Origin of the sequence: Pseudomonas sp. T1.Ur (assembly GCF_023516725.1) — a bacterium.
In the GTDB taxonomy this organism is placed as follows: domain Bacteria; phylum Pseudomonadota; class Gammaproteobacteria; order Pseudomonadales; family Pseudomonadaceae; genus Aquipseudomonas; species Aquipseudomonas alvandae.
The window spans coordinates 3,394,250-3,417,668 of the sequence record NZ_JAMGSN010000001.1 but is presented as its reverse complement, the minus strand read 5'-3'; the positions used below and the strand labels follow the sequence as shown (position 1 = coordinate 3,417,668).

General features: G+C 58.7%; 21 protein-coding genes and 3 tRNA genes. 18 read left to right on the top strand and 6 right to left on the bottom strand.

Going from position 1 to position 23,419, the window contains the following annotated elements:
* Positions 1–239: 239 nt before the first annotated feature.
* Entirely contained in the window at positions 240–1,061 is an 822-nt protein-coding gene (locus M8Q45_RS15150) for a shikimate 5-dehydrogenase (protein WP_249875414.1), read from the top strand.
* A 5-nt stretch (positions 1,062–1,066) separates the two neighbouring features.
* On the opposite strand, the gene M8Q45_RS15145 is transcribed toward M8Q45_RS15150, so the two are convergent.
* On the bottom strand, positions 1,067–1,714 hold the full coding sequence (locus tag M8Q45_RS15145; RefSeq protein WP_249875413.1) for a YceH family protein: 648 nt from the start codon (positions 1,712–1,714) through the stop codon (positions 1,067–1,069).
* A gap of 130 nt (positions 1,715–1,844) precedes the next feature.
* On the opposite strand from M8Q45_RS15145, the gene M8Q45_RS15140 reads away from it, so the two are divergent.
* Positions 1,845–2,354: a DUF1993 domain-containing protein gene (locus tag M8Q45_RS15140; RefSeq protein ID WP_030140010.1), complete on the top strand. Its 510-nt coding sequence runs from the start codon at positions 1,845–1,847 to the stop codon at positions 2,352–2,354.
* Positions 2,355–2,426: 72 nt separating this feature from the next.
* Here M8Q45_RS15140 and sstT read toward each other — a convergent pair whose 3' ends face one another.
* A complete protein-coding gene (gene sstT, locus M8Q45_RS15135; protein ID WP_249875412.1) occupies positions 2,427–3,659 on the bottom strand; it encodes a serine/threonine transporter SstT in 1,233 nt (410 codons plus the stop codon).
* Positions 3,660–3,939: 280 nt separating this feature from the next.
* Here sstT and M8Q45_RS15130 point away from each other — a divergent pair, with 280 nt between their 5' ends.
* Positions 3,940–5,094: an MFS transporter gene (locus M8Q45_RS15130; protein WP_249875411.1), complete on the top strand. Its 1,155-nt coding sequence runs from the start codon at positions 3,940–3,942 to the stop codon at positions 5,092–5,094.
* On the opposite strand, the gene nhaR is transcribed toward M8Q45_RS15130, so the two are convergent.
* Entirely contained in the window at positions 5,091–5,987 is an 897-nt protein-coding gene (nhaR, locus tag M8Q45_RS15125; protein WP_249875410.1) for a transcriptional activator NhaR, read from the bottom strand. The genes M8Q45_RS15130 and nhaR overlap by 4 nt on opposite strands.
* A 136-nt stretch (positions 5,988–6,123) precedes the next feature.
* Here nhaR and M8Q45_RS15120 point away from each other — a divergent pair, with 136 nt between their 5' ends.
* Entirely contained in the window at positions 6,124–6,387 is a 264-nt protein-coding gene (locus tag M8Q45_RS15120) for a hypothetical protein (protein WP_249875409.1), read from the top strand.
* Between the two features lie 28 nt (positions 6,388–6,415).
* Positions 6,416–7,165, top strand: coding sequence for a TerC family protein (locus tag M8Q45_RS15115; RefSeq protein WP_249875408.1), 750 nt, complete (start codon positions 6,416–6,418; stop codon positions 7,163–7,165).
* Positions 7,166–7,237: 72 nt separating this feature from the next.
* On the opposite strand, the gene M8Q45_RS15110 is transcribed toward M8Q45_RS15115, so the two are convergent.
* The gene (locus M8Q45_RS15110; RefSeq protein WP_249875407.1) at positions 7,238–7,393 is read right to left on the bottom strand and encodes a hypothetical protein; all 156 of its coding nucleotides are present in this window, start codon (positions 7,391–7,393) and stop codon (positions 7,238–7,240) included.
* A 226-nt stretch (positions 7,394–7,619) separates the two neighbouring features.
* Here M8Q45_RS15110 and M8Q45_RS15105 point away from each other — a divergent pair, with 226 nt between their 5' ends.
* Both M8Q45_RS15105 and M8Q45_RS15100 read left to right on the top strand, forming a co-directional pair.
* Positions 7,620–8,297 carry a peptidase C39 family protein gene (locus M8Q45_RS15105; protein ID WP_249875406.1) on the top strand — a complete coding sequence of 226 codons (678 nt, stop codon included), beginning with the start codon at positions 7,620–7,622 and terminating at the stop codon, positions 8,295–8,297.
* A 102-nt stretch (positions 8,298–8,399) separates the two neighbouring features.
* Positions 8,400–8,603: a DUF6021 family protein gene (locus M8Q45_RS15100; RefSeq protein WP_249875405.1), complete on the top strand. Its 204-nt coding sequence runs from the start codon at positions 8,400–8,402 to the stop codon at positions 8,601–8,603.
* A 50-nt stretch (positions 8,604–8,653) separates the two neighbouring features.
* Here the strand turns inward: M8Q45_RS15100 and pbpG are convergent, their stop codons facing one another.
* Together pbpG and folD are read right to left on the bottom strand one after the other, a co-directional pair.
* Positions 8,654–9,592, bottom strand: a complete 939-nt coding sequence (gene pbpG, locus M8Q45_RS15095) for a D-alanyl-D-alanine endopeptidase (protein ID WP_249875404.1) — start codon at positions 9,590–9,592, stop codon at positions 8,654–8,656.
* A gap of 329 nt (positions 9,593–9,921) precedes the next feature.
* A complete protein-coding gene (gene folD, locus M8Q45_RS15090; RefSeq protein ID WP_249875403.1) occupies positions 9,922–10,776 on the bottom strand; it encodes a bifunctional methylenetetrahydrofolate dehydrogenase/methenyltetrahydrofolate cyclohydrolase FolD in 855 nt (284 codons plus the stop codon).
* Between the two features lie 281 nt (positions 10,777–11,057).
* Between folD and M8Q45_RS15085 the strand changes: the two genes are divergently transcribed.
* The 11 genes from M8Q45_RS15085 to M8Q45_RS15035 all read left to right on the top strand — a co-directional run bounded on the left by M8Q45_RS15085 (position 11,058) and on the right by M8Q45_RS15035 (position 23,248).
* Positions 11,058–11,134, top strand: a tRNA-Arg gene (locus M8Q45_RS15085).
* A 40-nt stretch (positions 11,135–11,174) separates the two neighbouring features.
* A tRNA-His gene (locus tag M8Q45_RS15080) sits at positions 11,175–11,250 on the top strand.
* A 59-nt stretch (positions 11,251–11,309) separates the two neighbouring features.
* Positions 11,310–11,394 (top strand) — tRNA-Leu (locus tag M8Q45_RS15075).
* A 424-nt stretch (positions 11,395–11,818) separates the two neighbouring features.
* The gene (tig, locus tag M8Q45_RS15070; RefSeq protein ID WP_181286851.1) at positions 11,819–13,129 is read left to right on the top strand and encodes a trigger factor; all 1,311 of its coding nucleotides are present in this window, start codon (positions 11,819–11,821) and stop codon (positions 13,127–13,129) included.
* A gap of 93 nt (positions 13,130–13,222) precedes the next feature.
* Positions 13,223–13,858, top strand: coding sequence for an ATP-dependent Clp endopeptidase proteolytic subunit ClpP (clpP, locus tag M8Q45_RS15065; RefSeq protein WP_030140021.1), 636 nt, complete (start codon positions 13,223–13,225; stop codon positions 13,856–13,858).
* 112 nt (positions 13,859–13,970) lie between these two features.
* Positions 13,971–15,254, top strand: coding sequence for an ATP-dependent Clp protease ATP-binding subunit ClpX (gene clpX, locus M8Q45_RS15060; protein WP_030140022.1), 1,284 nt, complete (start codon positions 13,971–13,973; stop codon positions 15,252–15,254).
* Between the two features lie 162 nt (positions 15,255–15,416).
* A complete protein-coding gene (lon, locus tag M8Q45_RS15055; RefSeq protein ID WP_030140023.1) occupies positions 15,417–17,813 on the top strand; it encodes an endopeptidase La in 2,397 nt (798 codons plus the stop codon).
* 149 nt (positions 17,814–17,962) lie between these two features.
* Positions 17,963–18,235 (top strand): HU family DNA-binding protein, encoded by a 273-nt coding sequence (locus tag M8Q45_RS15050; protein ID WP_008077714.1) that lies wholly within the window; start codon positions 17,963–17,965, stop codon positions 18,233–18,235.
* A 224-nt stretch (positions 18,236–18,459) separates the two neighbouring features.
* Positions 18,460–20,331, top strand: a complete 1,872-nt coding sequence (locus tag M8Q45_RS15045; protein WP_249875402.1) for a SurA N-terminal domain-containing protein — start codon at positions 18,460–18,462, stop codon at positions 20,329–20,331.
* 508 nt (positions 20,332–20,839) lie between these two features.
* Entirely contained in the window at positions 20,840–22,132 is a 1,293-nt protein-coding gene (ltrA, locus tag M8Q45_RS15040) for a group II intron reverse transcriptase/maturase (protein ID WP_249875401.1), read from the top strand.
* 258 nt (positions 22,133–22,390) lie between these two features.
* Positions 22,391–23,248 (top strand): DUF2242 domain-containing protein, encoded by an 858-nt coding sequence (locus M8Q45_RS15035; RefSeq protein ID WP_249875400.1) that lies wholly within the window; start codon positions 22,391–22,393, stop codon positions 23,246–23,248.
* Positions 23,249–23,419: the final 171 nt, after the last annotated feature.

The following is a 23,419-nucleotide window of genomic DNA, read 5'->3' as shown; positions in this document are numbered from 1 at the left end:
TCGTTCCGGCCCCGGCGCCTGTGGTCTGCAACAGACCCAAGTAGGGGCGCGGGGATACTTGCTATGACAGCGATTTTCCCAGGATTTGCGACGCCGTTGGGTAAATATTGTGTAAGGTCTGTCGCTGATTTTTTTACACGAACGGGCGAGTCGCTGCGCTACGCCCGGTGTCTGATCATCGAATAAACCGGTCAGGACGGCGATTCCGTTTGTCCGAAAAGTGCTCGGAGGAGACCCGTATGCAAATGAATCCCAACAAAGACACCCAGTTGTGCATGTCCCTGTCGGGGCGCCCAGGCAATTTCGGCCTGCGTTTCCACAATTATTTGTATGAACAATTAGGGCTGAACTTCTATTACAAGGCGTTCAGCAGCCAGGACCTGCCCGGCGCCGTGGGCGGTATCCGCGCCCTGGGGATTCGTGGATGCGGTGTATCGATGCCGTTCAAGGAGGCTTGCATAGCCTTGGTCGATGAGCTGGATCTTTCCGCTGCGGCGATCCAGTCGATCAACACCATCGTCAATACCAACGGCCATTTGAAGGCGTATAACACCGACTACATCGCCATCGCCCAACTATTGAAAAGCCATGCGGTGCCCACGGAGTCGACCTTCGCGCTACGCGGCAGCGGTGGCATGGCCAAGGCGGTCGCCAGCGCCTTGCGCGACGGGGGCTACAAAAACGGGCTGATTGTCGCGCGCAACGAAACCACCGGACGCGCCCTGGCCGATTCCCTGGGTTACGACTGGCAAGCCGAACTGGGGGAGCGTCGGCCACAGATGCTGATCAACGTGACGCCGATCGGAATGACCGGGGGCGTGGAGGCGGATCAACTGGCATTCGAGCCGTCCGCCATTACCGCTGCCGAGACGGTGTTCGATGTCGTGGCGATTCCCTCGGAAACGCCGCTGATCGTGCGCGCCAGGGCGGAAGGCAAGCGGGTCATCACAGGGCTGGAGGTCATCGCGATCCAGGCCCTGGAGCAGTTTGTGCTGTACACCGGTGTGCGGCCCAACCTGGAACAGTTCGAAAAAGCCGTCGCGTTCGCCCGGGCCGCGTAGCGCTGTCATTCCAACCGCGCCAACCGTTCTTCCAGCGCCGCGATTCGGGCTTCGAGCTCTTCGAGGCGCTCCAGCGACACGCCGCCGGCAGTGTTGCGCTCGGCGGGCTGGTGGCGGGCGGCGAGGATGGCCTCGATGTCCGCCGGGTCGCCCATTGCATGCACATAACGGTCTTCACGTTGGCCGGCCTGGCGCGGAACCAGTAGCGCCAGTCCGCGGGCAATCAAGCGCTCAAGCTGATGCACCACTTGCTCGGTGTCTTCGAAATCGTGCATGCGGCCGCTGCGGGTCAGCAGCTCATTGACCGTTTGCGGGCCGCGCAGGAACAGCAGGCCCATCAGGATCACTTGGGCTGGCACCAATTCCAGCGCCTTGTCGACCCGGTGCTCCCAGCGGTCGGCACGGCTGCCCATGACCAATCGGGTAAAACCGCGGCCTTCCAAGGCGCGCAGGCTCTGGCCGACCTGGCCTGGATTGAAGTTGGTCACCGGCTCGCGGCTGGTTTTCTGGTTGCAGGCCAGCACCAGGGCGTTAAGGGTGAGAGGATAGGTCTCGGGGTTGGTGGCCTGCTTTTCGATCAGTGCGCCGAGAATGCGGATTTCCGTGCTGGTGAGCCGTGGTTCGTCGGCCGGGCTTTGTTCTTCGATGCTCATCGCGCGTTCCCTATGCTGTGGAAGCCGCCTAGCGTAATCCTTGCGCAATAAAAGACAAGGTGCGTAACAAGCCGTGGCTATAATCGCCCACGTTCGATGTATTCCCTTCTATCACTCGCATGAGATTGCCATGACACTTTCCCTGTATGCCGCCTCCGTCCCGGTCTTCAAGCAGATGCTCAATGCCCTGAGCGACGTCCTGAACAAGGCCGAGGCCCACGCCACCTCGAAGAACATCGACCCGAACGCTTTCCTGCAGGCCCGCCTGTTCCCGGATATGTTCCCGTTGGTGCGCCAGGTGCAGATCGCCGTGGACTTCGCCAAGGGTGTTTCCGCGCGCCTGGCCGAGGTTGAGGTGCCGAAATATGACGACAGCGAGACCACCTTCGCCGAGCTGCAAGCCTTGATCACCAAGGTGCTGGCCTTCATCGAAGGGATCAAGCCTGAGCAGATCGATGGCAAGGAAGGCATCGAGATCGTGACGCGTCCGGGCACGCCGAAGGAGAAGCGCTTCACTGGCCAGAATTATTTGCTGACCTATGGCCTGCCGCAATTTTTCTTCCACGTGACGACCGCGTACGCACTGTTGCGTCATAACGGCGTGGAAGTGGGCAAGCGTGATTACATGGGCGCTTTCTAAAACCACCGCCATGAAAAAGCCCGGAACGGTGCAAGCCGTTCCGGGCTTTTCTTTTTTGCGGGGCTGTACGGATTACGCAGTACGCTGCGCCCGCTCTTCCTCACCCAAGCAAGCCGCCGCCGTGAACAAGACATCGGTAGACGAGTTCAACGCCGTTTCAGCCGAATCCTGCAGCACACCGATGATGAAACCCACCGCAACCACCTGCATGGCGATTTCACTGGGGATACCGAACAGGCTGCACGCCAGCGGGATCAGCAACAATGAACCACCGGCGACGCCGGAAGCACCGCAGGCGCAGATCGCTGCGACGACGCTCAACAGCACGGCCGTTGGCACATCCACCACGATGCCGAGCGTATGCACGGCCGCCAATGTCAGGACCGTGATGGTGATGGCCGCGCCGGCCATGTTGATGGTTGCGCCCAACGGGATGGAAACCGAGTAAGTATCTTCATGCAGGCCAAGACGTTTGCTCAGTTCCAGGTTCACCGGAATGTTCGCCGCCGAGCTGCGGGTGAAGAACGCGGTGATGCCGCTCTCGCGCAGGCAGGTGAACACCAGCGGGTACGGGTTGCGACGCAGCTTCCAGAACACGATGAGCGGGTTGACCACCAGGGCCACGAACAGCATGCAACCGATCAGCACGGTCAACAGGTGCAGGTAGCCGAGCAGGGCGCTGAAACCGGAGGTGGCGAGGGTCGAGGCCACCAGTCCGAAAATCCCCAGCGGGGCGAAGCTGATGACCAGCCGTACGATCACCGTCACGCCGTTGGACAGGTCTTCCAGCACGGTGCGCGTGGTTTGGCCCGCGTGGCGGATGGCGACGCCCATGCCGATGGCCCAGGCCAGGATGCCGATGAAGTTGCCGGTCATCAATGCACGGACCGGGTTATCGACCACGCTGAGCGCCAGGCTTTGCAACACTTCGCTGATGCCGCCGGGCGCCGTGACGGCGACGTCCTGGGTGGCCAGCACCAGGCTGGAGGGGAACAACGTGCTGGCAATGACCGCGACCACTGCCGCGGCAAAAGTACCCAGCAGATACAGGAACAGGATGGGCCGGATGTGGGTTTCCTGGCCGTGCTTGTGGTTGGCGATCGAGGCCATGACGAGTACGAACACCAGGATCGGCGCCACGGCCTTGAGCGCGGATACAAACACCTTGCCGATGAACTCGGTGGATTTCGCCAGATCTGGCGCCAGCCACGCCAGGGCAATACCGGCGATCAGGCCGATGATGATTCGCGTGACCAGGCCAGTCTGTTTGAGGCGTTGCAAAAGTGAAGGGGACACAGCAGTCATAACGGCATCTCTGTTTTTTTATGTGCAACGGTCAGCCAATCAGGGCAACAAGCGGGCAGGCCACATGAGCGGGACCGAAAAGAAGGTGGAGCTATTTGCAGGCCGCGGACTTTATCACAGCCCGACGAAAAATCTGACGGACCTGTGACGATCCGTCACCCGCATGTTTAAGCGCATTTTGCCGGAAGGGACATTCTGTTAGGCTTTGTTTTCCTCACCTTTCAATATCTCCAGCGGGCCCTTGGCTTACGCTGGTGTCGTCGTTTTGTTGGAGTCTTGCATGCTGTTGCCCATCTTCCTGTTGTCTGCCGCCGGGTTTACGGTGCTGACGACGGAATTCATCATCGTTGGCCTGCTCCCCGCCATTGCTCGCGATCTTCAGGTCAGCATTCCCCAGGCCGGGCTGCTGGTGACCTTGTTTGCGTTTACGGTGGCGGCATTCGGACCGTTCCTGACCGCCTGGTTCGCCCGTGTAGAACGGCGCAAATTGTTCATCAGCGTGCTGGTGATGTTCGGCCTGGCCAACACATTGGCAGCGCTGGCCCCGGATATCTGGGTGATGGCCGTTGCCCGGCTGATCCCGGCGCTGGGCCTGCCAGTGTTCTGGGCGTTGGCCAGTGAAACGGCGGTGGATATCGTCGGGCCGCAGTTCGCCGGGCGTGCCATCGCCAGGATCGGTTTCGGCATCGTCTGCGCCACCGTGTTCGGCATACCGGTGGGCACGCTGATCTCCGATGCGTTTGGCTGGCGCAGTGCCTTTGCGATCCTGGCGGTCATCGCGTTCGCCAAGGCGCTGCTGCTGTTCATCTACCTGCCGAAGACCCACCTGCATCTACAACAGGTGAGCTTTCGCTCGCAATTCAAGATATTGCGCAGCCCGCTGATGCAAGGGCATGTACTGCTGTCGATCCTGGTTTTCAGCGGCATGTTCACTGCCTACACCTACCTGGCGGACATTCTTGAACGCCTGGCTGGCTTCGACGGCACGCTCGTGGGCTGGTGCCTGATGGGCTTCGGTGCCGTGGGCTTGCTGGGCAATTCCCTGGGGGGGCGCGCGGTGGATCGGCACCCGTTGATCGCGTCGATGGTGTTCTGCCTGTTCATGATCGGCGGCATGGTGGCACTGGTCCCCAGTATTCATTCGACCTTAGGTCTGGCCGCTGCGATGGGCGTTTGGGGCGTGACCCAAGCGGCGTTGTTCCTGGTCAGCCATGTACGGCTGATGAAAGCGGCACCCGAGGCACCGGCATTCGCGGCGTCGCTGAACATCGCTGGCGCCAACCTGGGTATTGGCCTGGGTGCGATGGTGGGCGGGCGGGTCATCGATACCCTGGGGTTGGGCAATGTCGGTTTCGCGGCGGCCGGATTCATCCTGGTGTCGATATTATTGGCGTTGCTCTTGATGACCTTCAAGCCTCGTGTGGCCTGCGCTTAGACGCTGAACAATTCGCGGCGCGCACCTTCGGCGATGGCGACGATGCCCGGATGGCTGACCTTGCGCTCCACGGAAATGGCGTAGAACGATTCGCTCACGGCGTCGGTCTGGCCGATGACCTGCACGCCGTATTGCCGCTTGACCTCTTCAGCGATCACGCTGGGGCCGATGAAAATCCCGCTGCCGGATTGTCCAAACGCCTGCATCAACGCGCTGTCGTCGAATTCACCGACGATGCGCGGCTGGATTTGTTGCTCGGCGAACCAGCGTTGCAGGCGGCTGCGGATCACGGTTTCCGGCCCGGGGATCAGCAGCGGGGCGTCATGCAGGCTATGAGGGAAATCCCGCCCATGCCGAGCGGCCAGCGCGGCGGTGGCGAAAAAGCTGATTCCGCATTCTCCCAGCTTCTGGCTGTAGCCCTTGATGTCCAGGTGGCTCGGCATCGGGCTGTCGGAAATCACCAAGTCCAGGCGTTGGATTGCCAGGTCCGCCAACAGCCGCTCGAGTTTGTCTTCGCGACAGGTGATGCGCAGCGGTTCAGTCAGTTCCATGGTCGGCGCCAGCAGCCGATAGACAATCGATTTGGGCACGACATCCGCCACCCCGACCCGAAACAGCGTTTGCTGCTCGTTGGGCTGGGCCCGCAGCATCAGTTCCAGTTCGCCGCCCAGTTGGAACATATGCTCGGCATACGGCAATGTCTGGCGGCCGGCCTCGGTCAGTTCCAGCTGGCGTCCGACACGGCGAAACAGCTTGATGTTATAGGTCTGCTCGAACAGTGAAATCTGCCCGCTGATGGTCTGTGGGGTCAGGTTCAGTTGCTCGCAGGCACGCACGATGCTCCCGGTTTTCGCCACCACCCAGAAATAATGCAACTGCCGATAATTGAGCATGACATTCGCCGCTTCGTAAAAACCGAAGTATAACCGCCAAAAATACGAATTTTCCTGAAGTGTTTCCGTCTCTAGAATTCCGGGCCATCGGTGAGCCGTCTTTTGGGCTCGGTCTATTCTCTGAGAGGCACTGTCCATGATGCATAGAAACCTGGGGCTCGCGGCCTTGCTGTCGTTGTCGTCGGTGGCCCTAGTGGGCTGTGAACAAGCGGAAAAAAGCGCCCAGCAACTGGCCCAGCAATTGAAGGAACAAGCGGTCGAAACGGCCAAGCAGGCCATTGACGATACGCACAAGGCGGCCGAACAGGCCCTCAGCGAGGCCACGGGTGGGCTGATCAGTCCCAAGAAAGCGCCTGAGGAAGGCGCTGAAAAACCCGAAGCCTCCACCAAGACCCTCTAACCCCGTCTAATCGAGTCAGGACTGACCCATGGATTATCTGTTACAACTCGCCGCCAGCCCCACCGCCTGGATTGCCCTTGCAACCCTGGTCGTCATGGAAATCGTGCTCGGCATCGATAACCTGATCTTCATTTCGATTCTGACCAACAAGCTGCCCGAGCAACACCGTGTCAAGGCACGACGGGTCGGCATCGGCATGGCGCTGATCCTGCGCCTGGGCCTGTTGAGCACCATCGCCTTCATCGTGCAGTTGACGGAGCCGGTTATCGAAATCCTCGGCCAGGCGTTTTCATGGAAGGACATGATCCTGATTGCTGGCGGCCTGTTCCTGCTATGGAAAGCCACCACCGAGATTCATCACAGCATGGACCCGGCGCCCAACGATCCCAAGTCGGCCTCGTCTGGCGTTACCCTGGGTTTTGCCGCCGCGATCGGTCAGATCCTGATGCTCGACCTGGTGTTTTCCATCGACAGCATCATCACGGCGGTGGGCATGACTGAGCACCTGCCGATCATGATCATTGCCGTGGTGGTTTCGGTCCTGGTGATGTTGCTGGCGGCCGAGCCGTTGGCGAAGTTCATCAATGACAACCCCACGGTGGTCATGTTGGCCCTGGGCTTCCTGATCATGATAGGCATGACGCTGATCGCCGAAGGTTTCGGTGCCCATGTGCCTAAGGGTTATATCTATGCGGCGATGGCCTTCTCGGCAGCGATCGAGGTGTTGAACATGTTGTCCCGGCGCGCCAGGGAAAAGGCGATGATCGAGAACAACTGATTCCAACGTGCACAAAAAAAAGCCGCCCCGGTCCAACGCCGGGGCGGCTTTTTCATGAGTGGCCGATAAATATCAGTGTGCCGCGGCGTGACGCCTGGCGGGTTTCGAGTTTTGCCGCGCAGGGCTGTGATGGTGACGCCGGGCGATCCGCAACACGCCCCATAACATCGCGGTGGCTACGCTCAGCCAGCCGAATATCAGCATCAGAATAGTCGTCGTCAGGCTCATCTGTGCCTCCTTCTGCCCAAGACCGGGCAATGCACTCACTACAATGGACAGTCTAGTCGCTGAAGTGTTACGAGCAGTCGATCCGTAGAATCGACCAACGGATCGGTTCGTTCTATTGCGAGGGTGAAACTGTCGTTAATGGCTATACCCAGGCTTGCGGGCGCCTTATGATCGTCCGCCCAAGCCCGGCCCGGATGCCGGGCCTGCTTTAAACGAGAGAGTCGTCATGTCGCCGGTCATTTCATCTTTTCGATCACTGGTATTGGCGGCGTCCTGCCTCGTCGCCCTGGTGGGGTGCGCGGGGAGCGTGTCGCCGCAGATCAAGCGCCTGCCCGAACGGGTGGAGCTCAACAGCGTGCCGTTCTATCGGGGCGAAATGTATCAGGGCGCCCCGCAGTCGCTGGCGGCGCTGCTGACTTTGCAGGGCACCGTCATCACCCCGGGACTGTTGGAAAAACCTCTGCACTTGCCGGGTGGCGAGCCTCGGTTGCAGCAGAGCCTGCAAACCCTGGCGCGAGAGTACGGGCTGGTGGTCTATCCGCTCGACGGCGAGCTTGGCGCGTTGCTTGAACAGGTGGCGGCGGGTTATCCCGTGCTGTTGCGCTACACCGAGGGTTCGGCGTTCTGGTCCGGCCCGCGATACGCCATTCTCGCGGGGTATAACCGACAGAAACGCACCGTGCTGCTGCGCTCCGGGATGAACCGGCGATCGTTGATGGGTTTTGGTGCGTTCGAATCAGCATTCAAGGACGCAGGGGGTTGGGCGGTGCTGGTCCAGCAACCTACGCAGCTGCCGGCCCATGTCGACTCGCAACGTTGGCTGAAGGCCGCCGGTGAATTGGCCGGGTCAGGGCAGGAGCAGGCGGCAGCGCGCGCCACCAAGGCGTTGGGGAACGCACACTGAAGTGACATCCCCCGTTCGTCACCTGCCGGGCACAACCATGCTTGCCTCGGGTTCCTATCGTCAGGGCCTGGAGTTTCCGGGCCATGATTCAAGGAGGCAGCAATGGCACAGTCGAAAACACCTTCGGGGCCGCATTCTTCCGAGCACTCATCCGGCGATGACGATTTGGGGTTCGATCCGGATTCACCGGATCTCGACGATCCCCAAGTCGACCCGATAGGTCCCGCGAAGGCCCCCCGGGATGAGAAGGATCAGGATCCGCCTTCTTCCCGGCCTTATGATCCGTTGGGTAATCTGAAGCCCTGAACGTGAATAGCCCCGACGAGTCGGGGCTATTCATTGTGGGCGCATCCGCCTTACTTGGACGCTTCCACCACGCCGCTCTGACGACTCTTGAGGTTCTTGGCGGCTTTGTATTGCAAGGCGACTGCCGGAACGCTGGCGCTTTTCCCCGTCTCCACCCAGCTACGAATACGGCTGGCATCGGCAAAATGGGTGTACTTGCCGAACGCATCGAGAATGACCAAGGCCATCGGTCGATTTCCCATCTTGGTCAGCAGGACGAGGCAATGACCGGCCTCGTTGGTGAAGCCGGTCTTGGTCAGTTGAATGTCCCAGTTGGCTTTGTGCACCAGATGGTCGGTGTTGCGAAAACCGAGGCTGTAGACCGGTTTACGGAACGTCACGGTCTTTTCCTTGGTGGTGCTCAGTTCACTCAACAGCGGGTATTTGCGAGCGGCCATCAGGAGTTTCGTCAGGTCGCGGGCGGTCGACACGTTGTGGATAGACAGGCCGGTCGGCTCGACGTAATGGGTGCTGGTCATGCCCAGGGCCTTGGCCTTGGCATTCATGGCCGCGATAAACGCCGCGTAGCCGCCCGGGTAGTGATGGGCGAGGCTGGCCGCAGCGCGGTTTTCCGACGACATCAGCGCGATCAGCAACGTATCCCGGCGTGACAGTTCGCTGTTGAGCTTGACCCGGGAGAACACGCCTTTCATTTCCGGCGTGTTGGTAATGGTCATGGAGATGTATTCGTCGAGGTCCTGCTTGGCGTCCAGCACGATCAGGCCGGTCATCAATTTGGTCACCGACGCGATCGGCACCACGACGTCCGGATTGCTCGAATAGACCACCTTATCTGTCTGCAAATCCAACAGGATGGCGCTGCCGGAGGCGACTTGAAGTTTCGAAGTGTCCCTTGGTGCCGCGATAGTTTCCTGCGCATAGACGTTTTGCGTGATGAAGGTGCCTGAGAAAGCGAAAAACAGGCTGAGGATCGAAAGACGAATTTTCACGCGAGTAGACTCGATGGAGTTAAAAAAGGCCATTAAACAGCGGCTTGTTGAAAAAACGCCGCATTTTATGAGTATGGGCGAGGACAGCGCTATATGCCCATGCCAGCGGGGCTGAAGAATAAATAAAGTTTAATGGACGGGGATTCTGGCGAATCGGATCTGAAAAATTTGTAATCCGAGGTCACGAGCCTGATCAAGGCTCCAGCCCCTGAAAAAAGCTGTGGGAGCGAGCTTGCTCGCGATAGGGTCGTATCCAGCCAACAAGTATGTTGCCTGGTGCACCGCTATCGCGAGCAAGCTCGCTCCCACAGGTTTGGTTGGGGCTTTTGTCAGCTATGCAGCGTCTCGGCCGCGTACAGCGTGTTCTCCAACAGGCAGGCCCGGGTCATCGGGCCGACGCCGCCCGGTACCGGGGTGATCCAGCCGGCGCGGGGCAGGGCAGTCTCGTAGACCACGTCACCCACCAGCTTGCCGTCATTCTGGCGATTGATGCCCACATCGATGACGATGGCGCCTTCCTTGATCCACTCGCCCTTGACCAGGCCTGGCTTGCCCGCCGCCACGACCACCAGGTCGGCACGGCCGACGTGGCCCGCCAGGTCCTTGGTGAAACGGTGGGTCACGGTGACGGTGCAACCGGCCAGCAGCAATTCCATGGCCATTGGACGGCCGACGATATTGGACGCGCCCACGACGACGGCGTCGAGCCCGTAAAGATCCACACCGGTGCTTTCCAGCAAGGTCATGATGCCCTTGGGGGTGCAGGGGCGCAGCAGGGGGATGCGTTGGGCGAGGCGGCCTACGTTATAAGGGTGGAAACCGTCGACGTCCTTGTCCGGGCGGATACGCTCCAGCAGTTTGGAAGCGTCGAGGTGCTCGGGGAGGGGGAGCTGGAGCAGAACGCCATCGATGTTCGGATCGTCATTGAGACGATCGATCAGGTCGGCCAGCGCTTGCTGGGTGGTTTCGGAAGGCAGGTCGTAGGCCTGGGAAAGGAAGCCGACCTCTTCACAGTCTTTACGCTTGTGCGAGACATAAACCTGAGAGGCAGGATCGCTGCCGACCAGGATCACCGCCAGGCCGGGCGTGCGCAGACCTTGCTCGCGGCGCTCGGTGACTCGTTGGGCGATCTGCTGGCGCAGGCTGGCGGCGATCGATTTGCCGTCGATAAGTTGTGCAGTCATTGCGCGTGGTTAACCATCGAGAGGGGAAAAAAAGAGAACGCATTCTCGCATGCCGAGGCGTGAGGGCAAAGGCGCTTGGTCTGCAAATTCCCCTAAGCCCTTTAATTAAATGAATTTTTTTCAGAAAAGAGTTGACGACCTATCAGGCCGTCTATAACATTCGTCGCACTTGTCGGGCACAGCCTAGCACTGGTTAAGAAGGTGGAGCGGAGTTGGTTGTTTAAACTCGGCAAAACTGAAAGCACTTAGTTTGTAATCGTCCAAGAATACAGATTAAAAAGGCGCCCGTAGCTCAGCTGGATAGAGCATCCGCCTTCTAAGCGGATGGTCGCAGGTTCGAGTCCTGCCGGGTGCGCCATTAGGCAGCTTTGGCACAAGTAACGCAACAAGGCAATATGGTGGGCGTAGCTCAGTTGGTAGAGCACGGGATTGTGACTCCCGTTGTCGTGGGTTCGATCCCCATCGTCCACCCCATATTCTAGAAAGGCGCCAGATTTAACGGTCTGGCGCCTTTGCTTTAAACAGCTTGAAACGCGGATGTGGTGGAATTGGTAGACACACTGGATTTAGGTTCCAGCGCCGCAAGGTGTGAGAGTTCGAGTCTCTCCGTCCGCACCATACAAGTGGCTATTTGATTAGCAAAAAACGGCGCAGAACCTGAAAAGGGGCTGCGCCGTTTTTGTTTTCAAGGATTGTGTGTTCGCGTCAGCCCTGGTTTCACGCGGGCGCGACGTGGTCGATTCGTCGCAAAAAGTGTTTCGCGATGATGCTCGACAGGTTCGCCGGCCTTCCTCTGGAGGCGGCATGCCAGGTTGTTGGAAATGACGCTTCTATATATAGAAGCGCTTTGCAGAGCCTTGGCGATGAGTGACTGTATTTGCAAACCGGGCGGGGCATGACCGATTGTCCCGCTCCTTAATTCGGCGCCTGTTTCCTGCGCGTTTTCAGTAGGGTGACTTCTTGAGTTTGACCTACTAGAATGCATGCCCTTGATTCTGGGGTCGGAAACGCCCGGCCAACGTCTGTGCAACGAGGAATATCCATGCAAGTTTCTGTTGAAAATACTTCTGCTCTTGAGCGCCGCATGAGCATCACCGTGCCAGCTGAGCGTATCGAGACTCAGGTCAACAAGCGTCTGCAGCAGACTGCCCAAAAGGCCAAGATTCCAGGTTTCCGCCCAGGCAAAGTGCCAATGAGCGTGATTCGTCAGCGTTATGAAGCTGATGCCCGCCAGGAAGCCGTGGGCGACGTGATCCAGTCTTCGTTCTACGAGGCTGTGGTCGAGCAGAAGCTGAACCCGGCTGGTGCTCCTTCCGTCGAGCCTAAAGTGCTGGAAAAAGGCAAGGACCTCGAGTTCGTTGCCACGTTCGAAGTGTTCCCTGAGTTCACTGTCGCCGGTTTCGAGTCCATCGCCGTCGAGCGCCTGAGCGCTGACGTGTCGGACGCCGACCTGGACAAGATGCTGGACATCCTGCGCAAGCAGAACACCCGTTTCGAAGTGACTGATCGTGCTGCCCAGACCGAAGACCAACTGAACATCGACTTCGTCGGCAAGGTCGACGGTGAAGTGTTCGCTGGCGGTTCCGCCAAGGGCACCCAGCTGGTGCTGGGCTCCGGCCGCATGATCCCGGGTTTCGAAGATGGCCTGGTCGGCGCCAAGGCTGGCGAAGAGCGCGTCCTGAACGTGACCTTCCCAGAGGACTACCAGAACCTGGACCTGGCCGGCAAAGCCGCTGAGTTCACCGTGACCGTCAACAGCGTTTCCGAGCCGAAGCTGCCTGAGCTGAACGAAGAGTTCTTCGCCCAGTTCGGTATCAAGGAAACCGGCCTGGAAGGTTTCCGCGCCGAAGTTCGCAAGAACATGGAGCGTGAGCTGCGCCAGGCCATCAAGTCCAAGGTGAAGAACCAGGTCATGGACGGTCTGCTGGCCTCCAACCCGATCGAAGTGCCAAAGGCCTTGCTGGACAACGAAGTGAACCGTCTGCGCGTGCAGGCCGTCCAGCAGTTCGGCGGCAACATCAAGCCAGACCAGCTGCCTGCCGAGCTGTTCGAAGAGCAAGCCAAGCGCCGCGTCGTGCTGGGTCTGATCGTTGCCGAAGTGGTCAAGCAGTTCGAACTCAAGCCTGACGAAGCCCGCGTCCGCGAACTGATCCAGGAAATGGCCTCGGCCTACCAGGAGCCTGAGCAGGTCGTGTCCTGGTACTACAAGAACGACCAGCAACTGAACGAAGTCCGTTCGGTTGTGCTGGAAGAACAAGTTGTGGATACTGTTCTGCAGAAAGCTAGCGTGACCGACAAAGCGGTCTCTTACGAAGAAGCGGTCAAGCCGGTGGAAGCTCCACAAGCCGATTGATGGTTTCGCGGTAAGAAACACACACCCATAAGCCAGCCTTCGCGCTGGCTTATGCGTATTCAAGACATAACTATTTGGGAGTGACTGCGAGACATGTCCCGCAATTCTTTTTATCAGCAGAGCTCTGACATCCAGGCCGCAGGCGGCCTGGTCCCGATGGTTATCGAGCAGTCCGCCCGTGGCGAACGTGCCTATGACATCTACTCGCGTCTGCTCAAGGAACGAGTGATCTTTCTGGTGGGCCCGGTAGAGGACTACATGGCCAACCTGATCTGTGCACAGCTGCTGTTCCTTGAAGCGGAAAACCCGGACAAGGACATCCATCTCTACATCAACTCGCCGGGCGGTTCGGTGACTGCCGGCATGTCGATCTACGACACCATGCAGTTCATCAAGCCGAACGTCTCGACCACTTGCATCGGCCAGGCGTGCAGCATGGGTGCGTTCTTGCTGACCGCCGGTGCTCAGGGCAAGCGTTACTGCCTGCCTAACTCGCGTGTGATGATTCACCAGCCACTGGGCGGTTTCCAGGGCCAGGCATCGGATATCGAGATCCATGCCAAGGAAATCCTCTTCATTCGCGAGCGCCTCAACACCTTGATGGCCAAGCACAGCGGGCGCACCCTTGAAGAAATCGAGCGCGATACGAACCGCGACAACTTCATGAGCGCCGAAGCCGCACGTGAATATGGCCTGATCGATGAAGTGATCAGCCAGCGCCCCGCTTAATATAAGCCGCTCAAAATGAGGGTGGTCGGCACGTCCGATCACCTGCGGGCTTGAAAAAGCCCGCAATTGCCTTCATCTTGTGTTGCAAGCCTATCGGATTTGGATCGATCGAATGACTGACACCCGCAACGGCGAGGACAACGGCAAACTGCTTTATTGCTCCTTCTGTGGCAAAAGCCAGCATGAAGTACGCAAATTGATTGCCGGCCCCTCGGTCTTCATTTGCGACGAGTGCGTCGACCTGTGCAATGACATCATCCGTGAGGAGGTGCAGGAAGCCCAGGCCGAAAGCAGCGCGCATAAGTTGCCTTCGCCCAAAGAAATCAGCGGCATCCTTGACCAGTACGTAATCGGTCAGGAACGCGCGAAAAAGGTACTGGCAGTAGCGGTCTACAACCACTACAAGCGCCTGAACCAGCGTGACAAGAAGAATGACGAGGTCGAACTCGGCAAGAGCAACATCCTGCTGATCGGCCCGACAGGCTCGGGTAAGACCCTGCTGGCCGAGACCCTGGCCCGCTTGCTGAACGTTCCATTCACCATCGCCGACGCAACCACCCTCACCGAGGCGGGTTATGTGGGTGAGGACGTCGAGAACATCATTCAGAAGCTGCTGCAGAAATGCGATTACGATGTGGAAAAAGCCCAGATGGGTATTGTCTACATCGACGAAATCGACAAGATTTCCCGCAAGTCCGACAACCCGTCGATCACCCGGGACGTTTCCGGTGAGGGCGTGCAGCAGGCCTTGCTGAAGTTGATCGAAGGCACGGTTGCCTCCGTTCCGCCCCAGGGCGGTCGCAAGCATCCGCAGCAGGAATTCCTGCAGGTCGACACCCGTAACATCCTGTTCATCTGTGGTGGTGCGTTCTCTGGCCTCGAAAAGGTCATCCAGAATCGTTCCACCCGTGGCGGCATCGGCTTCAACGCCGAAGTGCGCAGCAAGGAAGAAGGCAAGAAGGTCGGTGAATCCCTGCGTGAAGTCGAGCCTGACGATTTGGTCAAGTTCGGTCTGATCCCCGAATTCGTCGGTCGCCTGCCGGTCCTGGCGACATTGGATGAGTTGGATGAAGCGGCGTTGATGCAGATTCTGACCGAGCCGAAGAACGCCCTGACCAAGCAATACGCCAAGCTGTTCGAAATGGAAGGTGTAGACCTGGAATTCCGTTCCGATGCGCTGAAATCAGTCGCCAAGCGTGCCCTGGAGCGTAAAACCGGTGCCCGTGGGTTGCGCTCGATTCTCGAAGGCGTATTGCTGGACACGATGTACGAGATCCCGTCGCAGTCCGACGTCAGTAAGGTCGTCATCGACGAAAGCGTCATAGAAGGCAAGTCCAAGCCACTGTATATCTACGAAAACAGTGAGCCGGCTGCCAAGGCTGCACCGGACGCGTGAGTGTCCCGCAGTTGAAATAAAAGAAGGGGCCTTCGGGCCCCTTTGCTATTAGCGCGTTTTAGACGTGTCTTAGCGCTTGTTTTTTTTGAAGGCTGCCCCCATCTTGGTTTCAAGCTTACTTCCATCTGTTTACGGCCTTATGGCCGCCGTAGAGGCGAAATCATGAAGACAACCATCGAATTGCCTCTCCTGCCATTGCGCGATGTCGTGGTGTATCCGCACATGGTTATCCCGCTGTTCGTGGGGCGCGAGAAGTCCATCGAAGCCCTTGAGGCCGCGATGACGGGTGATAAGCAGATTCTTCTGATCGCTCAGAGAAATCCTGCCGACGACGATCCCGGCGAAGACGCACTTTATCGCGTAGGTACGATTGCAACGGTCCTGCAATTGCTCAAGCTGCCCGACGGCACCGTCAAGGTCCTGGTTGAAGGCGAGCAGCGTGGGGCAGTCGAGCGTTTCAGCGAAGTGGACGGGTATTGCCGTGCCGAGGTCTCGCTGATCGACGAAGTCGATGCGCCGGAACGTGAATCCGAGGTGTTTGTCCGCAGCCTGCTGTCGCAGTTCGAACAGTACGTGCAATTGGGCAAGAAGGTGCCTGCCGAGGTCCTGTCGTCGCTCAACAGCATCGACGAGCCCGGACGCCTGGTCGATACGATGGCGGCCCACATGGCCCTCAAGATCGAGCAGAAGCAGGAAATTCTTGAAATCATCGATTTGTCGGCCCGTGTCGAACACGTACTGGCCTTGCTCGATGGCGAGATCGACTTGCTGCAGGTCGAGAAGCGCATTCGCGGGCGCGTGAAGAAACAGATGGAGCGCAGCCAGCGCGAGTACTACCTGAACGAGCAGATGAAGGCCATTCAGAAAGAGCTCGGCGATGGCGATGAAGGTCATAACGAAATCGAAGAGCTGAAGAAGCGCATCGATGCCGCCGGCCTGCCAAAGGATGCGCTTGCCAAGGCCCAGGCTGAGCTGAACAAGCTGAAGCAAATGTCGCCGATGTCGGCGGAAGCCACCGTGGTGCGTTCCTACATCGACTGGCTGGTCCAGGTGCCGTGGAAGGCCCAGAGCAAGGTCCGCCTGGACCTGGCGCGTGCCGAAGACATCCTGGATGCGGACCACTACGGTCTGGAAGAGGTCAAGGAGCGCATCCTTGAATACCTCGCCGTGCAAAAACGCGTGAAGAAGATTCGTGGCCCGGTGTTGTGCCTGGTTGGGCCTCCGGGGGTTGGTAAAACCTCCCTGGCGGAATCGATTGCCCATGCCACCAACCGCAAATTCGTTCGGATGGCACTCGGTGGCGTGCGTGACGAGGCGGAAATTCGCGGCCATCGTCGGACGTACATCGGTTCCATGCCAGGAAGATTGATTCAAAAGATGACAAAGGTGGGCGTGCGCAACCCTCTGTTCCTCTTGGATGAAATCGACAAGATGGGCAGCGATATGCGCGGTGATCCGGCATCTGCGTTGCTTGAAGTGCTCGATCCCGAGCAGAATCACAACTTCAACGACCACTATCTGGAAGTCGATTACGACCTGTCGGACGTGATGTTCCTTTGCACCTCCAACTCGATGAATATTCCGCCAGCGTTGCTGGACCGGATGGAGGTGATTCGTCTGCCGGGCTACACCGAAGACGAGAAGATCAACATCGCCGTCAAATACCTTTCGCCGAAGCAGATCCAGGCCAATGGCCTGAAAAAGGGCGAGCTGGAATTCGACGAGGAAGCGATCCGCGACATCATTCGTTATTACACTCGCGAGGCCGGTGTGCGTGGCCTGGAGCGTCAGATCGCCAAGGTCTGCCGCAAGGCCGTGAAGGAACATGCCCTGGAGAAACGCTTTGCGGTCAAGGTGACTTCGGACTCGCTGGAGCATTTCCTGGGCGTGCGCAAATTCCGCTACGGCCTGGCGGAGCAGCAGGACCAGATCGGTCAGGTGACTGGCCTGGCGTGGACGCAAGTCGGTGGCGAGCTGTTGACCATCGAAGCCGCCGTCGTACCGGGCAAGGGCCAGTTGATCAAGACCGGTTCCCTGGGGGATGTGATGGTCGAATCGATCACCGCGGCGCTGACGGTTGTTCGCAGCCGTGCTCGGAGCCTGGGCATCCCGCTGGATTTCCATGAAAAGCGCGACACTCACATCCACATGCCTGAAGGTGCCACGCCCAAGGACGGTCCGAGTGCTGGCGTCGGCATGTGCACGGCCTTGGTATCGGCGCTGACCGGCATTCCGGTGCGGGCAGACGTGGCCATGACCGGGGAAATCACCCTGCGTGGCCAGGTGCTGGCGATCGGCGGCCTGAAGGAAAAACTGCTGGCTGCCCACCGTGGTGGCATCAAGATCGTGATCATTCCCGAAGAGAATGTCCGTGATTTGAAGGAAATTCCTGACAACATCAAGCAGGATCTTCAGATCAAACCGGTTAAATGGATTGACGAGGTCCTGCAAATTGCGCTGCAATACGCGCCGGAGCCCTTGCCGGATGTGGCTCCGGAGATTGTCGCGAAGGAAGAAAAGCGAGAGTCTGACTCTAAGGAAAGAATTAGCACGCATTAATACGCATTTGCCTGGGGGGCTTCCTTGACAGTTTTTTAGAGCCCTTGTTATAAAGCGGCTCTTAAGTGTCTGCAGGCCATTCAGCACTCGTTTTTGCTTTCACCAAAAAAACTTAGAATCATCTCAAAATAGATATAAGGGGACTTAGAGTGAACAAGTCGGAACTGATTGATGCTATCGCTGCATCCGCTGATATCCCGAAAGCTGCTGCTGGCCGTGCGCTGGACGCTGTAATCGAATCCGTCACTGGCGCTCTCAAGGCTGGCGACTCTGTTGTTCTGGTTGGTTTCGGTACGTTCTCCGTTACCGATCGTCCAGCCCGTGTTGGTCGCAACCCGCAGACCGGCAAGACGCTGCAGATCGCTGCTGCCAAAAAGCCAGGCTTCAAAGCTGGTAAAGCGCTGAAAGAAGCCGTTAACTAAGGTTTCATTGAGTTTATCCGGGTCGGGGTCATGCCTGGCTTGGCAGCGGAGCGGTAATGCGTCCGGTAACATCCGGGCTGTCACGCCAGGGCTCGCGGGTTCGAGCCCGGTCCGCTCCGCCAGTTACGAGAAGGCGCATCCTCGGATGCGCCTTTCTTCTATCCGGATTCTACCCACGCTCCACGGTTGCCTAAATTTGAAGTTCAACCGTTTCTGGGGGACGCATGCTGCAGAATATCAGGGACAATTCACAAGGCTGGATTGCCAAGACCATCATCGGGGTCATCGTCGCATTGATGGCGTTGACCGGTTTCGATGCCATTTTCAAAGCCACCACCAACAGTAACGAAGCGGCCAAGGTCAACGGCGAAAACATCAGCCAGAACGAGCTGAGCCAGGCGGTCGACATGCAACGCCGCCAGCTCATGCAACAGTTGGGCAAGGATTTCGATGCTTCGTTGTTGGACGAAAAAATGCTGCGTGACTCGGCGCTCAAGGGCCTGATCGATCGCAAGTTGCTGTTGCAAGGTGCCCATGACGCGAAGTTCGCGTTCTCCGACGACGCGTTGGACCGAGTGATCGTGCAAACGCCTGAGTTCCAGGTCGACGGCAAGTTCAGCCCCGAGCGTTTCGACCAAGTGATTCGCCAGTTGGGTTATGGTCGCTTGCAGTTCCGCCAGATGTTGGCCCAGGAAATGCTGATCGGCCAATTGCGCGCCGGCCTGGCCGGCAGTGGCTTCGTGACCGATGCCCAGGTGCTGGCGTTTGCCCGCCTGGAAAAGCAGACCCGCGACTTCGCCACCCTGATCGTCAAGGCAGATCCATCGGCGGTGAAGCTGACCGACGACGAGGTCAAGGCTTACTACGACCAGCATGCCAAGGAATTCATGACGCCTGACCAGGTTGTCATCGATTACCTTGAATTGAAGAAAGCGTCGTTCTTCGACCAAGTCAGCGTCAAGGACGAAGATTTGCAAGCGGCGTATCAGAAAGAGATCGCCAACCTGTCTGAACAACGGCGGGCTGCGCATATCCTGATCGAAGTGAACGACAAGGTCACCGAAGCCCAGGCCAAGGCGAAGATCGAGGAAATCCAGGCTCGCCTGGCCAAAGGCGAATCGTTCGAGGCGTTGGCGAAGGAGTACTCCCAGGATCCGGGTTCGGCAAACAATGGCGGTGACCTGGGTTATGCCGGGCCAGGTGTCTACGATCCCGAGTTTGAAAAGGCGCTGTACGCCTTGAACAAGGATCAGGTATCGGCGCCGGTGCGGACCGATTTCGGCTTGCACCTGATCAAGCTGCTGGGCGTGGAAGCACCTGAGGTTCCGACCTTTGCGAGCCTGAAGGACAAGCTCACTCGCGAATTGAAGACCCAGCAGGTGGAGCAGCGCTTCGTCGAAGCGACCAAGCAATTGGAAGATGCATCGTTCGAAGCGTCGGACCTCGCCCAACCGGCCCAGGACCTGAAGCTGACCGTGCACACGTCGGCGCCGTTCGGTCGTGAAGGCGGCGAAGGGATTGCGGCCAATCGCGCCGTAGTCACCGCTGCGTTCAGCCCGGAAGTCCTGGAGGAGGGTGCCAACAGCACCGCCATCGAGCTGGACCCGGAAACGGTCGTGGTGCTGCGTGCCAAGGAGCATCGCAAGCCTGAGCAAATGCCGCTGGAAAGCGTTGCCGGGCCTATCCGCGCCCAGTTGGCCAAGGAGCACGCCAGCGCGGCAGCCAAGACCCGTGCCGACGAGCTGATCGCCAGCCTGCGTGATGGCAAGGCTGCGTTGGACAAACCCGTCAATGGCCAAGGCTGGAAAGCCGTCGAAGCGGCTACCCGGGGCCAGGAGGGCATTGATCCTGCCGTGTTGCAGGCGTTGTTCCGCATGCCCAAGCCTGAGTCGAAGGACAAGCCGACGTTCGCCAGCGTGACCTTGGCTGACGGCAGTGTGACGGTGTTGCGCTTGAACGGCGTGAACGAAGCGGCGGCACCGACCGAGGCAGAAAAAGCCGAGTATCGCCGCTACCTGGCGTCCCGTGTCGGCCAGCAGGACTTCGCGGCTTATCGCAAGCAGTTGGAAAGCCAGGCAGACATCAAGCGATTCTGATGGTCTGAAGGTTTTGCTTGTCAGGACCCCGGCCGAAAGGTCGGGGTCTTTTTGTAGTGCGCCCAGCATGGGCGCAATCTTGTGGGTGAAAGTCCCACCGTGAGCTGACCACAGCGAACGAAGTGAAGCGCAACTGCATGAGGGCGACCGAGTGTGGGGAGGAAGCGTGAATCGAAACCGCGAGCCGATGAACAAGAACTGGATATAAGGCGATGCTGACCAGGGCGAGCGAGCTGCAAATCGCGAAGCTCTTGTGGTCAAAGGGCGGCAGCGTAAATTCGGCGGTTGTGCGGGGAAGGATTGCGTTCTTACCTGGGGAGATCTCGCCTTGTGCCTGAAAGGGCGACGGTGAAAAAAAACCGGAGCGAGAAGTCAGCAGAGGCCGTAGTAGTCTTTTTTGACGAAGGGCCGAACGAGAGAAAGCGTTATAGGCCATGTTGATGCGAGAAACCGGAAGTCAGAAGCCTGCCAAACGCGGGGCGGATGTGAGGACGCGAGCGGTGAAGCCGTGAGAAGCCCCATCAGCGACGAGGTCAATTGCCCGCAAAATGAAACCGACAACGCAGGGCAAGGGCTGCTGGAACGGGCCTTTGCGAGAGCAAACCTGAAACGAGCCTGGAAACGAGTCAGGGCTAACAAAGGGGCGGCAGGAGTCGACGGTTTGGACATTGAACAGACCGCGAAACTTTTGCAGACCCGATGGCCTGTGATCTGTGAACAGCTTCTCTCAGGCGTCTACCGGCCCAGTCCGGTACGACGCGCGGTCATCCCCAAGCCTGACGGCGGCGAACGCGAGTTGGGCATTCCAACGGTCACCGACCGGTTGATCCAACAAGCATTGCTGCAAGTCCTGCAGCCACTGCTCGATCCAACCTTCAGTGAACACAGCTACGGTTTTCGTCCGGGGCGCAGTGCGCAGGACGCCATTTTGGCGGCTCAGCGACATGTGTCTTCGGGACGCAAAGTGGTAGTGGATGTTGATTTGGAGAAGTTCTTCGACCGGGTCGACCACGACATTTTGATTGATCGTTTATGCAAGCGGATTGCGGATCGGGCGGCTATCCGGCTGATTCGGGCGTATCTGGATGCGGGAACGCAGATCAATGGAGTAGTCGAGAAAAGCCGCTGCGGGGCGCCGCAAGGCGGTCCGCTGTCGCCGCTGTTGGCGAATGTGCTGCTGGACGAAGTGGATCGAGAGCTTGAACGTCGGGGCCATTGTTTCGTGCGTTATGCCGATGATGCGAATGTGTACGTTCGCAGCAAGAAGGCTGGGCAGCGAGTGATGGTCCTGCTGAAGCGTCTGTATGAAAAACTGCACTTGAGTGTCAACGAGAGCAAGAGTGCGGTGGCGAGTGCATTTGGTCGCAAGTTTCTGGGCTATGCCTTTTGGGCGTCACCCAAAGGCGTCAAGAGAGCGGTGTCGGTCAAGGCGCGCAAGCAGTTCAAGCAGCGAATACGCGTGCTCACCCGTCGCTCAGGGGGACGCAGCATGGGGCAGGTTGTCGAAAACTTACGTCCTTATCTCTTGGGCTGGAAAGCTTATTTTGGGTTATCGCAAACACCGAAGGTCTGGCGAGAGCTGGACGAATGGATACGACACCGACTGCGAGCGATCCAGCTTAAGCAATGGAGGCGTGGACCGACGATCTATCGCGAACTGCGGGCTCTGGGGGCCAGTGCTCAAACCGCACGGAAAGTGGCGGCTAACTCATGTAGTTGGTGGCGTAACAGCCGCTTTGAGCTTAATCGAGTGCTGGATGTGGCCTGGTTCGACAGGCTGGGTCTGGTGCGACTCCCATAACCTCAATCTCTCGAACCGCCCGGTGCGGACCCGCATGCCGGGTGGTGTGGCAGGGGAGCGGCCTGTGAAAAGGCCGACCCCTATGCCGATTCTGTGTGTTGCTACGGATAGGGATGTTTCGTCGATTCGTCGAGTTTTGTCTTTTTCCGGTCGAGAAGCCCCCGTAGACTTGTAAGCCCTTTGAGACATGATTAGCCAAGCTGCCCGGCAGCGTTCTGTTGCACAATACGCGCCGGACTGTTTCCCCCAGGATGTTCAATGTTCAGATCATTTCAAATGCGCACCGTTGGGCTGGCATTGCTGCTGGTCGTCGCTACCGGTTGTTCCTCCAAGAAGGCGGCCATCTACGAGCACGAGAACTTTGATGATTCGGGCACGTTCTCGCGCACTTATCCGGTGACCGATGTGGCGACCTGTGAGGCGGGCCGTCGGGCATTGCTCAGCCAGGGATACATCATCACCAGCAGCGATCCGAAGCTGGTCAGCGGCCACAAGAGTTTCCAGCAGACCGGTGACACCCACATGGAGATCAGTTTCAATCTGGTCTGCGCCGAGGACGGCGGCCCCGGACATCGCGCGACCATATTCGCCAACGCCCTGCAGGACCGTTATGCCCTGAAGAAAATCAATAACTCCGCCAGCCTGGGCGTGGGGGTATTGGGATCTGTGTCGATGCCGATTGGCTCTTCGGATGATTCGATGGTCAAGGTGGCCAGCGAAACCGTATCGGCAGCCAAGTTCTACGAGCGTTTCTTTACGCTGGTGGAACTCTTCCTGCCTCCGGAAGCAAAAAAAGCCGTCGAGACCGGCGACAAACCGAAAACCGAGCTCGGCGTTCCCGAGCCCAAGGCCGAACCGGCTGCATTGGCTCCCCCTCCAGCCCCTCAGCCGGCGGCGCTGCAGGCACCCGAACCGACGCCAGCCCCTGCACCCGCGACGCCGGTCGAACCTGCGCCAGCCGCATCGGAACCGGTCGCACCACCGGTCGAGCCCGCGCCGATTGCCCCCAGCGAGCCCGACTCATCTGCACCTTCGTCGACGGAAACCATTACGCCGCCACCGGCCAGTTCCCTGCCGGCGCCGACCGAGCCCATCCAGCCACTTCCTGCGTCCTGAGGCGATGTAGCAAGGGAGGTAATCCTTTGCTACATCTGCCGGCTTTAAATTCCCGATGCTGTGCTACGTTTAATTCATGAGGCCTTGGCTTCATGTTTTGTTCATAAAGCAGCCTTATGCTGACTCCAGGCCTTCAGGCATTGGTTCAACGAATTGGGAAGGACACGCAAT